The following is a 13,219-nucleotide window of genomic DNA, read 5'->3' as shown; positions in this document are numbered from 1 at the left end:
TCTATGTTTGCATATTCGGATTATTCAGCATCCATATTTTCATAGTATGCGTCCAGATATTTCTGGAAGATTTCAAGATAATCTTCCAAGCCGTATGCATCGAGATCCTTCAGATACTTATCCCAGTCTGCATCTGTAAATCCATTCATAATCCAGTCTGATTTCTTTGCATTGATGGTCTTCGTGATATCTGCCATCAGATTTGATAATTCCTCATTGTCGTCGCGATCCATGAATACGTTCGGATATACATACTTGGTATTCATATCCGGCGTATAGTAATCCTTGATCCAGTCAAGACGGTACTGTGCATCATCCGGACAGGTCACGTAAACGCCATAATATTCATCAAGAACTGCCAGCGGTCCTCCTACACACTCTGCCTCTCTTACTTCAACAGGAGACGCATCACCCAGAGGTGCATGCTTTAACATTTCCTCGCCATTCTCATTTTCGCCCAGCTCAAAGATATCAAATTCATCATCTTCGCCGTAGGTTCCCCAGTTGTTCTGCGGTGACTGGAACGGATCGTACATCTGGTCAAGCCATGCGCAGACAAGTGCCGGCTGCTCTGCTACTGCGGTTACCACGCAACGTCCACGGTCAAATCCGCTTGTGAAGGAACCGTTCTGCGGAGTAATATTTCTCACATCTGCGGTCAGTGCCGGCAGCGGTACCCAGTCCTCAAGGTTGGCAATATTTGCAACGTCCCAGCTAAAGCATACTCCGTATCTGCCGGATTTTCCTTTCGATACATAGGTGGACCATTCCTGGGTAAATGCTTCCGGATCGATCAGGCCTTCCTCATAAAGAGAATGCAGCCATTCGATTCCTTTTTTGTATCCTTCCTGTGTTGCAGAACAGATTACTTTCTTGTCGTCTGTAACTGCGATATGTCTTCCCTTATCTGCATCGCCATAGCCTTCGCCAAATCCGTTGATAAGGATAGCAGGATCCTGGTCTCCATCATTTACGATACAAGCCATCGGAATGATACTTCCATCGATGCCAAACTCTGCCTGCAGTTCCGATGCATGATCACGGAAAGCAATCAGAACCTGTTCAAATTCATCTACAGTCGTCGGCATGTCCAGTTTCAGGAAATCCAGCCACTTCTTATTGATAAAGCTCATATTTCCGACAGTCTGAATCGCCGTCTTTTCAGAACCAAGCTGCTCGATCCACGGTAAAGCCCAGATATGACCGTCCGTATCCGTACACATTGCCTTATATTCTGGATATTTGTCAAAAACGGATTTCAAATTCGGCATATATGCATCGATGTACTCTTCCAGAGGAATAATCACTCCCTGGTCCGCGTATTTCAAAAGATCGCTGTCACCAAAGCCCGCTGAGAATACGAAGTCAGCCAGCGTATCCACATTTGACATAGAAAGGGAAATCTTATCGCCCCATTGGTCAGACTGGATTGCTGTCCATTCAATCTCGACGTTCGTCTTCTCCTGAAGTCTCTTGAAAATGGTACGGTTATTCGGATTGGACTCCGTATTTGCAGGATAACTGATCAGTCCGGTAAGAGTCGTCTTTTCCTTGAGCGGGAATTCCAGTTCTGCCTTATCGACCTCCTGAAATTCTCCGGTATTTAATTTCTTTTTGCTTCCGCCGCCACATGCGGTAAGAGAAACCACCATGCCTACCGCGAGTACTGCAGCCAAAATACGTTTCGCATATCTACACTTCATTATTTTACTCCTTTTTCACACTCATTTGATTCTATTTCTATAGTTGCATATTTCTTATCTATCCCTTGATGGAACCTGCCATAATACCGCTGTCAAAATACTTCTGGAAGAACGGATACATTACCAGAAGAGGCAGACTGGAAATAATAATCGTTGCATATTTCAAAAGCTCTGCGAGCTGAGCCCTTGCCGCCGTACTCTGCATATCCGAGATCATTCCGGATTCCGGCTGATTCTGAATCAGGATCGAGCGAAGAACGAGCTGCAATGGCTGCTTCGCCGAATCATTTAAGTAAATCATTGCATCAAAATAGCTGTTCCACATTCCAACAAACTGCCAAAGCGCTAATACCGCGATTACCGGAGTACATACCGGAATCAGAATCTTAAAGAAGTAGACCATTTCATTAGCGCCATCCACATCTGCCGCTTCCCGCAATTCTGTCGGGATTCCCTGATAATAGGTACGCGCGATGATCATATTCCATACGCTGAATGCTCCCGGAAGAATGATTGCCCACATGCTGTCTAACAGACCTAAATTATTGATCAACAAATAGGTAGGAATCAGTCCGCCGCCAAAGAACATGGTGATTACAAAAATGGTATTGAAGATTCCTTTTCCTTTGAAATCCGCCCTGGACATCGGGTAAGCTGCCAGCAATGTGATAAATACAGACACCACTGTAAATACAATGGAATATACTACAGCATTTTTAAATCCAACCCAGATCTGTTTATTGGAAATAACACGTTCGTACGCGGTCAACGTCCATTTGCTGAAATCAAACGTAATTCCTTTGTTCTGCAGTGTAACCGGGTCCATGAAAGAGGCTACGACAATATAGAGCATTGGAATTACAATGGCAATCACGAACAGACCCAGCAAAATATAGCCTACCAGCAGAAGTGCCTTATCCTCTGCGGAATATCTGGCAAATTTCTTTTTCTTATTCATCTTGCCCCTCCTTATAATCCTTTGCCGTCATTCATCTTTGCAACAATCTTATTCACAGCAACCAGCAAAATGACATTGATCACTGTATTGAATAATCCTACGGCTGTTGAAAAGCTGTAATCACCGTCTATAAGACCTTTCTTATACACATATGTAGCAATGATTTCTGATGTCCCCATATTAAGGTCTGTCTGCAGCGCATATGCTTTTTCAAAGCCGATACTCATAATGTTGCCGGCCTGCAGAATAAACTGGATGATTACCATATCTTTAATCGCCGGCCATTCTACCGCCTTGATCTGTTGGAAAATATTGGCGCCGTCAATGACTGCCGCCTCCTTTAGTTCCTGGCTTGCATTAGACAAAGAGGCCGTGTACATGATGGACGCCCAGCCTGCCCCTTGCCAGATACCGCTGGCTATGTAGATTGTACGGAACGCTTCCGGCATCGTCATAAAGTTAATCTGGCTTCCGAACAGTAGATTGACCGGTCCTGTTACTGACAGGAAAATGCGGACAATACCACAAAGTACGATGACGGACACGAAGTTCGGCATGTAAAGCACCAACTGAATCTTTTTCTTTATGCCCGTACTCTGAATCCGATTCAAAAGAAACGCAAGTATGATCGGAACGGGGAAGCCCCAGAGCAGACCATAGATACTCAGTTTCAATGTGTTGACCAGATAGGTCATAAAGTCGGGTGATGTCAGGAATCTCTCAAAATACTTGAATCCCACCCATTCACTTCCCATGATACCCCGAATCGGATTGTACCTCTGGAAAGCAATCATGATGCCGCCCATTGGAATGTACTTAAAGATCAAAGTAAGTGCCAATGCTGGCAGCAGGAAGATCACATACAACTGCCAATGTTGTCTCAAATAGAGAAGTGTATTGTGCATACTTCCCGGTTGCTTGTTTTGTTTCCCTTTGGAAACTGCTGTAGAACTTGTTTTCATATTTTCCTCCTTCCTTTCCTCATCCTTCTCGCTGTTTTGCATCTGCTTCATTTTGTCGTTTTCCCAAGTTGTAATTGTGCATTTGTAAAATCGCGTTCGAGGCTTTGTATTTAAAATATAGCACTTATTTTCATATTAGTCAATATATTTTTCCCTTTTGCACAAATACATTTTTACATTTTTTACATTTATATTGTTTTTTGCACATATCACGTCACATTATTCCATCCATTTTCTATAAATTAGCACAAATTTTTTATTTTTACATTTGACTCAATCGGGTTCGTGCATTATAATGTATTTGACGACAAGAATTCGGATCGCTTCACCTTCTGGTTTTGGCATCCTTATATAAAATCATTACCCAGGAACAGGAGACACATAAAAACATGGCTGACAGAGTAACAATACAAGACATTGCAGACGCACTGGGCGTTTCCAGAAACACCGTATCCAAAGCAATCAATAACACAGGTATCCTCGCAGACGCGACAAGGGACAGAGTTTTGAAAAAAGCAATCGAAATGGGATATAAACAGTTTTCCTACATGACCCCCGAAACCTATAAACCGGATTTTTTACCCGAAGAGGTGAATGGCAAAAGGGAAATCGCACTTTTTACCACCACGGCTTTGACCAATTCTCATTTTGCATCTACCATGCTGGATAAATTTCAGCGGGAGATCTTACAGTTGGGATACACTCTCTCCATGTATCGGGTCATCGCCTCCGAATTAAAGAGCCTTAAGCTCCCACTGCCTTTTAACAAAGAAAAAACCGCTGGCATTCTCTGCATTGAAATGTTCGATCTTCCATACAGCCAGATGCTCTGTGACCTTGATATACCCGTTCTTTTTGTGGATTCTCCGGTATGCGGCCTTGATGGATCCTTAAAGGCAGACCGTTTATATATGGATAATCAATCCAATATTTTTGCATTTGTAAAAGAGATGGTGCGGCGTGGGAAGACACAGATTGGATTTATCGGCACGTACCGGCACTGCCAATCTTTTTTTGAGCGGTATATGGGATATCGGGACGCGATGTACCTGGCGGGCCTTCCCTGTCAGGAAAAGTTCTGCTTTCTGGAAAATAAACCGGGAGTGGAACGCCCTGTTTCAACGGAGTATCAGGAATATCTCGCCGACTGCCTGCAGGGTTTGGATTCGCTGCCAGATGTGTTCATCTGCGCAAACGATTTTGTGGCACTTGATACACTCCATGTGTTCAAAAAGCTGGGCATTTCCGTACCACAAGATGTATATCTGTGCGGCTTTGATGATTCATCGGAATCCAGAATCATAACCCCCTCACTGACTACGATTCATATACATAGTCAGATCATGGGAGTTACCGCAGTCAATCTGCTGATGTCCCGCATTAAAGAACCTTCATTAAACTTCCGTACCGTTCACACGGAAACAGACCTGATCTACCGGGAGTCCACCGGAGATTAGGCCTTTGATTCTACATTTTTATAATTATAAGGAGGATTTTCAAATGAGTAGCTTTTTCAGCCTGGACGCACCTATCATGCAGTTTATTACAAAACTTGTAAACAGTGTTTATCTGAACATTTTGTGGTTCATTTGTTGTCTGCCGATCGTTACGGTCGGCGCTTCCACTACCGCTTTATTCTACGTCACACTAAAAATGGCAAAAAATGAAGAAGGAAATATCACGAGAGCCTTCTTTCATTCTTTTAAAATGAATTTGAAGCAGGGAACCAAGATCTGGCTGATCCTTTTAGGACTTGGAATTATTTTAGGCGTGGACGGATATGTATTCTACCATATGCGCTTCGAGAATGTGTTCTGGACAATCGGTACGGCTGTTTTTATCGTTGCGCTGATCGCTTATGCCATTGTACTGATGTACATCTTCCCACTGTTGTCCAGATTTGATAATACGATAAAGGAAATGTTCAAGAATTCCCTCATTCTTGGTATGCGTTTTCTTTTCTGCACCGCCCTCATGGCTGTCATCTACTTTGTTATGGCCTTAGTCGTGATTCGTATTTTCACGCCGGCCATCATCTTCGGCGAAGGACTCTGCGCACTGCTCTGCTCCTACCTGCTCTCCAATATTCTGCTGCTTTTGGAGGAAAAGAGCGAGGCTGCCGCCGGGGCCGTCGAAAGCACCAATTAACTGTGAAGATAAACTGCGTCAAAAAGGAGAATGCTTATGTCACCCGTTTTTAAAAAGAAATCCGGCGTACCTGACGGCCGGGATAAACGTTCACCGGACGTACATTCAGGTATGCTTGGCAATTATGACATACTTCGCGACGAAAACCTTCGCACCCTTCATGGCAGAAAAAAATTACAGTATATTTTTGATTATTACAAGCTGCCGCTGGTAATCCTCTGTATTGTACTGTATATCATAGGTTATTCTATTTATGGGCATTTTACCCACAAGGACGTCACACTGTACACGGCCTTCGTCAATGTATCCGCCGGGGAAACGCTGACGCAGACGCTGAGTACGGATTTTCTGAAGTCTCAGAATCTGAGCACTTCCAAAAATGAGGTCTGTGTCTACTCCGGCCTGCATCTGACCGATGACGAGAACAATCCGAACCATGAATACACCTACGCATCACGCATGAAAATCCTCGCCTCCATTGACGGCAAGCTGCTCGATGTCGTTCTTATGGATAAGGAAGCATTTGACGCCTTCTCCCAAAACGGGTATCTCTGCGATCTCGATAAACTACTCTCACAGGAAAGCCCGGACTTATACGAGACCCTTAAGCCCTATCTTGTCACAAATACTTATATACTGAAGGATAACGCTATGGACCTGTATTTTGACGAATCCTTGACCTATGAGGCGGAAACGGAAGAATACCCCATGGGACTGGATCTGTCCCAGTCAGCCTTTATCCGCAAGGCAGGATTTGACGGGACCGTTTATTTGGGAATCATTGCTAATTCTCCAAGGGCAAAGACTGCTGTTTCCTATTTGGAATATTTATATGAAAATGTAGAATAGAACCAGATGTTTTAAAAAGAACCGCATACAGCGGACAACCGAGATGAATATTATACCGGGTCTTCGCTTAAGTGTACCCAACGCAAAAATGCCCTAAATGATTTTCTACCGGCCTCGAAAAATTCCGTGGTCCCCAAATCATTTAGAGCATTTTTATTTAACACAAGACCCTGTCTTTTATCCAATCAAATCATATTTCACAACGTCCAGTTTCACTTCCCCATCTGCAAAAAACGAAATCCCATCTGCAGCCTTCTCCGTATAGATCGTAGAACTCATGACCTGTTCGCCGTCATTGACGAACACTTCCACGCTGAACTGATCCAGGATCAGCCTGAGCTTCAGATTGCCGTTTTCGCTGTTCACTTTGCTCCTGCGCTGGTGAATGATCGCTCTTCTGGAACCGGAGAACTTTCTGTCAATCTTCAGCACATCCTCACGCGGGCGGAAGCTGACCGAGGTCTGATACTGTGCATTCTGTGCGAAACGGATCGCAAATTTCTGATAGAGGTTCTGCTCGTCTCCCGGACGGATACTAAGCTCAATATCCACCTTGCGGCCCTTGATTCCTTCCAGGTTCACTGTTCCGGAAACAGATACGGATTTATACTCCACCTTTCCGCTTCGCATATCGTTTAGCTCACGAATCGGTTCCTGGTAAAGTCTGCCGTTCTTAACGGACAGCTCCCGCGGCAGACTCATTTGCCCGAACCATAACTCCTCGTGACCGCGGGTTGCGCAGGTATCCCAGTTCTGCATCCAGCCGATCATAACCCTTCTTCCATCGGGCATCATAACCGTCTGCGGCGCATAGAAATCTATACCGTAATCAATCGACTGGTTGCATTCTTCCGTAAATGTATCCGTTTCTTCGTCATACTCTCCGATCAGGCACAGGGTCCCATTTCCATTGTGGTACTCGAATCCCTGCGGAAGCATATCCTGGGGGCTGGTGAGCATCACCCATTTTCCATCCAGCCTGAAGAAATCCGGGCATTCCCACATCTTTCCAAACCGGTTGTTATTTGCTGCCAATACCTTTTTATACTTCCAGTCAAATCCGTCCTCACTGGTGTAGAGCAGGATCTGGCCGCTGCCGTCCGCCGGGCGGTTTCCTACCACGCAGCAGTATGTACCATCCGCCTTTTGCCACATCTTCGGATCACGGAAGTCAAATCTGCTGCCGCCTTCCGGAAGGTCCTTCTCATCAAGCACAGGATTCTTTTCATATTTCTCATAATCGATCCCGTCTCCGACAGCCAGACATTGGGTCTGGACCTCGACCACGCCGCCATTCTTCTGATGTTCCTTCATCACGCCGGTATACATAAGAAGCTGTCTTCCATCAGGAAGTTCTATAGCACTTCCCGAGAAACAACCGTCTCTGTCGTAAAATTCATCCGGTGCAAGCGCCGCCGGAAGATACTCCCAGTGCAGGAGGTCCTTACTTACCGCATGCCCCCAGTGCATCGGCCCCCAGTGTGAATCATAGGGGTGGTACTGATAAAACATATGGTACTGTCCATTATAATATGAAAACCCGTTTGGATCATTCATCCAGCCGGTACGCGCGGACAGATGATAAGACGGCCTGTCTTCCTTTTTAATAAATTTTTCAGAAGCCTCCTCGTATTTGCGTGCTTCACGTAATGTCTGACTTGTCATACTCTTCACCTTCTAAAATTATTGGCTCTCCTTCGCCTCCATATAACGGTCATATGCTCCCTGGTAGACCTTAAGCAGTTCTTCCATACCGCATTTTTCCTTGAGGAGCTTTAAGTAAGACTCCCACTCAGCGTCCGTGGGACCGCCTTCTTTCAGCCATAAGCCTTCCTGCTCCGATACCGCACTCTCAAAATCCGCTTTATAACGGTCGATCACATCCAGCTCCTCTTCCGTGTATACACAGTCTACAGGATAAGTAATCGGATTGTCAACATACGGCATCCAGAATTCATACAGATCCGTCAATCTTTCGATCGCGCGGTCCTCCATCTTAAACGTGGTATTGTAATAATCACTGAGAATCAGTTTCGGCCCATAAACCTCATATTCACCTTTCAGTTCTCCGGCGCTCTTGCCGAATTTCTCCTTTGCCTCGTCGTCGGAAATGCTGTTCCATACGCCATTCTCGTCCTGATCCACAAAATACGTTCCAATCGGTCCGTACTGAAGCTGCATTACATTTTCCGGCTCATACCACTGGTCAAAGAATTTCAGCAGGTTTGCCGGACTTTTACAAGCGCTCGTGATGCTCAGGCTTCCGCTGTTCGTTCCGCCTCCGGTACGCACCGTTACATTGTGAGTTCCATCAGGTCCGTCAAGGATCGGAAGGAATACATAGTCGTCTGCATATTCTCCCATCAGTTCCTCGATGTACCACCATGTAGACACGCCCACATACCCCTGCGAGCACTTGGAAATAAGCTGTGTGTCGCTCTGGCTGAACATTTCCACGTCCATGAGCCCTTCCTTATACCAGTCATGGAAATAGGTAAGCGCATCACGGTAGTTGTCAGAGGCGCAGACAAAATCCACCTTTCCGTCCGGATTTAACACCAGATCATTAATGACATCATTCGGCCAGTTGGTAAATCCAAATCCGGCATAGAAAATATTCTGTCCCCAGCACCACTGGTCAAAGCCGGTACTCATCGGGATCGTGCTTCCTTTTGCATTTCCATAATAGGTCGCACTCATATCATGTTCCTGGAACGCCACAAGAGCCTCATGCAGCTCATCAAGGGTAGTCGGAACCTCCATGCCCAGCTCATCAAGCCACGCCTTGTTGATCATACTGAACTGCGGAATCGTGTAAATACTGTAATCCTCCTCGGCGCCGATACCTGCCGTACCCATTTTCTCACCTGCCGGAAGACCGTAGATTCCACCGTCGCTCATCGTGATCGCACTCTTAATATCCGGATTTTCCTCCAGAATCTTCGTCAAATTCGGCATGTACTCTTCCGTCAGATAAGGCGTCAGATCGATAAACGCGCCGTCACTTCCATAGGTCGTGATGTCATAGTTGTTAAAGCCAACCGCCAGGAAAGCGTCCGGAAGCTGTCTTCCGGCAATACGGATATTTACCTGCTCGCTTAAGGAATCGCTCATCACGTTCCAGTTGATCTTGATGCCCGCTTCCTCCTGCATCTTGTTTAAGACTTCATTGTTATCATACCCTTTGCTGAGAGCACTGACCGCGCCCATAATCGTGAATTCCGTCTGAGACGTATCGGTATTGGCAACGCCTGGTTCCATATTATACTGTTCCTGCTTGCTGCACGCTGTCATAGCGGCCAGAAGTCCGCCCACTAACAGGCACGAAAGCGCTCTTTTCCACATCTTCACCATACTCATCTCCTTCTTCCAAAATCTCATTAGCCTTTGACCGCACCCGCCATAAATCCTTTTTCAAAATATTTCTGAACAAATGGATAGATGACAAGCATTGGTGCAGCCGCTACAATAATGGACGAAAACTTGATCATCTCAGTCAGTTTATTCAGCTCTGCATAACCGCCGGAAATCGTACTTGCCTGGCTCGCACTTGCAGAACTCTTGATCAGGATATTCCGAAGTACCAGCGGCAGAGGCGCATTTTCCTGTCCCGGCAAATAGATGAGTGCTGTAAACCAGTCGTTCCAGTAAGCGACCATACTGAACACTACCATAACTGCCATGATCGACCGGCTGAGCGGGATCACGATCTTCACGAAAGTCGTCCACTTGGAAGCACCGTCTATCTCGGCCGCCTCGATCATTTCCTTCGGAATACTGTGCTCGAAGAAATTACGGACGATGATCATATTTCCCACGGCTACGCCGCCCGGCAGGAACAAGGCCCACATGCTGTCGATAAGTCCGGTATCTCTGACGATCAAATAGGTCGGCATCAGGCCGCCTCCGAAATACATAGTAATAATGAAGAAAATACTGAGGAATTTCCTTCCCGGTAAATCCTTGATACTCAGCGGATATGCAGTCAAATATATCATTACGACTGAGAATACCGTACCGACTACCGTATATTTTATACTATTGATGTAACCCGTTATAATACTCTTATCTGCAAACACTGCTTTATAGCCGTCCAGGGTGAATCCACTCGGAAGCAGGAACGTCTTTCCCGCATACACATCATACGGATTGGACACAGAAGCGACCAAAACATAATAAAGCGGATATGCAACCAAAAGTACAATAGCAAGGCAGATCACTACCAGAATAATATCACTGCTTCTATCGGATAATCCCTTAAGCTGCCCTGCGCTTTTTTTCTTTCCCATGCCGCACCTCCTATACAAAACTTACATCTTCGGAAATCTTACTCGTTATCTTGTTCACCACGATCAGCAGGATGACATTCACGATCGTATTGAACAGACCTACCGCCGTAGAATAACTGTATTTTGCATGTTCAATACCTTGCTGGTATACATACACCGCGATCACGTCGCTGGTCGCCTTATTTAAGTCTGTCTGGAGCAGGAATACTTTTTCAAATCCTACGTTCATCAGGCTTCCTGCGCTCATGATCAGCATCAGAACGATCTGAGGCACAAGCTCCGGCAGATCAATGTAGCGTATCCGCTGGAACATGGACGCTCCGTCTATCTTGGCAGCTTCATAATGAGAGGTGTCAATATTTGCCAGCGTTGCCATATACACGATGATTCCCCAGCCTGCGTCCTGCCAGATGCCTGACGCAATATAGATGGTACGGAACGCCGCCGCTTCTGAGAGGAAATCAATGCTGGTTCCGGCAATCAGGTTGATCAGACCTCCTGAAGGGCTTAAGAACACGCGGAGCATACCACACACAACCATAACAGAGATGAAATGCGGCGCGTATAAAACCGTCTGTACCGTTCTTTTAAACTTATTGAACCGAAGCTGATTAATCATCAGTGCAAGAATAATCGGTATCGGGAAACTCCAAAGTAAGCTGTAAAAGCTAAGTAAAATCGTATTTTTTATCATACGAACACAGTTCGGTGAGCTGAAGAAACGTATGAACCACTTGAGTCCTACCCAGTCGCTTCCCCACATTCCGCGAACCGACTTATAATCACGGAATGCGATCTGAATGCCATACATCGGTATGTACTTATAAACAATCGTCAGTATGACCGGAACCAGAAGCATAAGGTATAACTGCCAGTATGCACCCATACGCTGCAATATCGGTTTTTCTCCGCCGCCTTTTGACGGCGCTTTTGTTTTTGACCTGCTCATCTAATCTCTCCTTCCCTATATAGACCGGAAACCCTCCGTGATGTCCCCGGCATTTTTCTTTCGCAGCCCTCTGGCCATTCTCGGCTGCTGTAGCGTTTAAAACCATAACTTCCATGAAACGTTATTTCATCGCTATACTCAAAATAGCATTATTCTTTTTTCAAGTCAAGCAAATAACCCTCATTTTTTGTGCGAACTTTCATTTTTATAAGATTTTCACAATTAAAAAATAACTATTTTGTACATTTTCGCTTCGTGTAACGTTTCATGAAATTTTTCATTTTTCGCTTTACAAATGCGTGAAAAGGAACTATAATAATTTCATGAAACATATGAACAAGTGAGGTATTCGTACATGAGAACCAAGAATTCTACTCCCACAATGAAAGATGTCGCTTTGGAAGCCGGTGTTGCACTCGGTACCGTATCCAAAGTCATCAACGGATTGCCCGTAGGGGAATCGTACCGTATTCGCGTGGAAGATGCAATCAAAAAGTTAAATTACCAGGTCAACAGCTACGCACAGGGGTTAAAAGCCAGCAAGACCTATACCGTGGCCCTGTTGATCCCGAATACGCTGAATCCATTTTTTGCAGGTCTGGCCTACCGGATCAATCAGTCTCTTTTAAAAAAGAAGTATCGCATGCTTTTATGCTGTACCGACTCTGACCCGGCAGCCGAACAGGAATATGTTACGATGGTGCAGCAGAACAAAGTGGACGGGATCATCGGGCTGACCTACAATCCGGCTCTGTCCGTCACGGAGAATACGCCCTTTATCTCCATAGACCGTGTAATGGGCGCCCACATTCCCTGCATAGCCAGCGATAATTTCGCGGGCGGGCAGATGGCCGCCGAAAAACTGGCAGATCTTGGCTGTAAGAACGTGGCCTTTCTGCGGGTAGGTTCTTCCCTCAGCAACGAACCCAATAAAAGGAAGGCCGGTTTTGAAAATGGCTGTCTTGCACGGAACCTGCAGTTTAGTTCCAAGATCCTGCAGGACGACTATTCGATATCCGAATTTGAGACCTTCCTTACGGAACATATACACAACGGGAAACTGGATTTTGACGGCCTCTTCTGTGTCACGGACCTTCTCGCCTACGAGATCCTTAAGATACTTACGAAACTCCATATCCGGGTGCCGGAAGATGTGCAAGTCATTGGTTTTGACGGTGTCCGCATGTTTGGCGACGGCGACTACATCTGTTCTACGATCGTACAGCCCACTAAGGACATCGCCGAGATGTGCGTCGATCTTCTGCTTCAGGAGAATACAAGCGCAAAGCCGCCTCTGATCTGCCTGCCCGTTTCCTATATGCCCGGCGGAACCACAAAAGATTCTCTGGAAAGGTAGGACT

The 13,219-nt window shown here is 45.7% G+C and carries 11 protein-coding genes; 4 read left to right on the top strand and 7 right to left on the bottom strand.

Annotated features, from left to right (window positions below):
• Positions 1-20: 20 nt before the first annotated feature.
• Genes ABXS75_07055 through ABXS75_07045 form a run of 3 tightly spaced genes read right to left on the bottom strand, consistent with a single transcriptional unit; the run spans position 21 to position 3,566 of the window.
• The gene (locus tag ABXS75_07055) at positions 21-1,703 is read right to left on the bottom strand and encodes an extracellular solute-binding protein (protein XCP86546.1); all 1,683 of its coding nucleotides are present in this window, start codon (positions 1,701-1,703) and stop codon (positions 21-23) included.
• Between the two features lie 58 nt (positions 1,704-1,761).
• Positions 1,762-2,661 (bottom strand): carbohydrate ABC transporter permease, encoded by a 900-nt coding sequence (locus tag ABXS75_07050; protein XCP86545.1) that lies wholly within the window; start codon positions 2,659-2,661, stop codon positions 1,762-1,764.
• Positions 2,662-2,672: 11 nt separating this feature from the next.
• Complete coding sequence (locus ABXS75_07045) at positions 2,673-3,566, bottom strand: ABC transporter permease subunit (GenBank protein XCP87103.1); 894 nt, start codon at positions 3,564-3,566, stop codon at positions 2,673-2,675.
• Positions 3,567-4,012: 446 nt separating this feature from the next.
• On the opposite strand from ABXS75_07045, the gene ABXS75_07040 reads away from it, so the two are divergent.
• Genes ABXS75_07040 through ABXS75_07030 form a run of 3 tightly spaced genes read left to right on the top strand, consistent with a single transcriptional unit; the run spans position 4,013 to position 6,620 of the window.
• Positions 4,013-5,080 carry a LacI family DNA-binding transcriptional regulator gene (locus ABXS75_07040; GenBank protein ID XCP86544.1) on the top strand — a complete coding sequence of 356 codons (1,068 nt, stop codon included), beginning with the start codon at positions 4,013-4,015 and terminating at the stop codon, positions 5,078-5,080.
• Between the two features lie 43 nt (positions 5,081-5,123).
• On the top strand, positions 5,124-5,771 hold the full coding sequence (locus tag ABXS75_07035; protein XCP86543.1) for a YesL family protein: 648 nt from the start codon (positions 5,124-5,126) through the stop codon (positions 5,769-5,771).
• A gap of 36 nt (positions 5,772-5,807) precedes the next feature.
• Positions 5,808-6,620 (top strand): hypothetical protein, encoded by an 813-nt coding sequence (locus ABXS75_07030; GenBank protein ID XCP86542.1) that lies wholly within the window; start codon positions 5,808-5,810, stop codon positions 6,618-6,620.
• A gap of 177 nt (positions 6,621-6,797) precedes the next feature.
• On the opposite strand, the gene ABXS75_07025 is transcribed toward ABXS75_07030, so the two are convergent.
• The 4 genes from ABXS75_07025 to ABXS75_07010 are packed head-to-tail and all read right to left on the bottom strand — an operon-like array spanning position 6,798 to position 11,858.
• Complete coding sequence (locus tag ABXS75_07025; protein ID XCP86541.1) at positions 6,798-8,285, bottom strand: glycoside hydrolase family 32 protein; 1,488 nt, start codon at positions 8,283-8,285, stop codon at positions 6,798-6,800.
• An 18-nt stretch (positions 8,286-8,303) separates the two neighbouring features.
• Positions 8,304-9,974 carry a sugar ABC transporter substrate-binding protein gene (locus ABXS75_07020; GenBank protein XCP86540.1) on the bottom strand — a complete coding sequence of 557 codons (1,671 nt, stop codon included), beginning with the start codon at positions 9,972-9,974 and terminating at the stop codon, positions 8,304-8,306.
• A gap of 26 nt (positions 9,975-10,000) precedes the next feature.
• A complete protein-coding gene (locus tag ABXS75_07015) occupies positions 10,001-10,909 on the bottom strand; it encodes a carbohydrate ABC transporter permease (GenBank protein ID XCP86539.1) in 909 nt (302 codons plus the stop codon).
• Between the two features lie 10 nt (positions 10,910-10,919).
• Positions 10,920-11,858 (bottom strand): ABC transporter permease subunit, encoded by a 939-nt coding sequence (locus ABXS75_07010; GenBank protein XCP86538.1) that lies wholly within the window; start codon positions 11,856-11,858, stop codon positions 10,920-10,922.
• A 355-nt stretch (positions 11,859-12,213) separates the two neighbouring features.
• On the opposite strand from ABXS75_07010, the gene ABXS75_07005 reads away from it, so the two are divergent.
• On the top strand, positions 12,214-13,215 hold the full coding sequence (locus tag ABXS75_07005; GenBank protein ID XCP86537.1) for a LacI family DNA-binding transcriptional regulator: 1,002 nt from the start codon (positions 12,214-12,216) through the stop codon (positions 13,213-13,215).
• Positions 13,216-13,219: the final 4 nt, after the last annotated feature.

The sequence above is a fragment of the Roseburia hominis genome (genome assembly GCA_040702975.1).
GTDB classification, from domain to species: domain Bacteria; phylum Bacillota; class Clostridia; order Lachnospirales; family Lachnospiraceae; genus Allocoprococcus; species Allocoprococcus hominis_A.
Note: the sequence above shows the minus strand (reverse complement) of the source record. Positions and strands in the feature narration are given on the sequence as shown.

Coding starts and splice junctions, on each gene's coding strand:
- ABXS75_07050 (XCP86545.1), bottom strand. CDS start 2,661: ATGAATAAGAAAAAGAAATTTGCCAGATATTCCGCAGAGGATAAGGCA.
- ABXS75_07035 (XCP86543.1), top strand. CDS start 5,124: ATGAGTAGCTTTTTCAGCCTGGACGCACCTATCATGCAGTTTATTACA.
- ABXS75_07005 (XCP86537.1), top strand. CDS start 12,214: ATGAGAACCAAGAATTCTACTCCCACAATGAAAGATGTCGCTTTGGAA.
- ABXS75_07045 (XCP87103.1), bottom strand. CDS start 3,566: ATGCACAATACACTTCTCTATTTGAGACAACATTGGCAGTTGTATGTG.
- ABXS75_07040 (XCP86544.1), top strand. CDS start 4,013: ATGGCTGACAGAGTAACAATACAAGACATTGCAGACGCACTGGGCGTT.
- ABXS75_07010 (XCP86538.1), bottom strand. CDS start 11,858: ATGAGCAGGTCAAAAACAAAAGCGCCGTCAAAAGGCGGCGGAGAAAAA.
- ABXS75_07020 (XCP86540.1), bottom strand. CDS start 9,974: ATGGTGAAGATGTGGAAAAGAGCGCTTTCGTGCCTGTTAGTGGGCGGA.
- ABXS75_07025 (XCP86541.1), bottom strand. CDS start 8,285: ATGACAAGTCAGACATTACGTGAAGCACGCAAATACGAGGAGGCTTCT.
- ABXS75_07015 (XCP86539.1), bottom strand. CDS start 10,909: ATGGGAAAGAAAAAAAGCGCAGGGCAGCTTAAGGGATTATCCGATAGA.
- ABXS75_07055 (XCP86546.1), bottom strand. CDS start 1,703: ATGAAGTGTAGATATGCGAAACGTATTTTGGCTGCAGTACTCGCGGTA.
- ABXS75_07030 (XCP86542.1), top strand. CDS start 5,808: ATGTCACCCGTTTTTAAAAAGAAATCCGGCGTACCTGACGGCCGGGAT.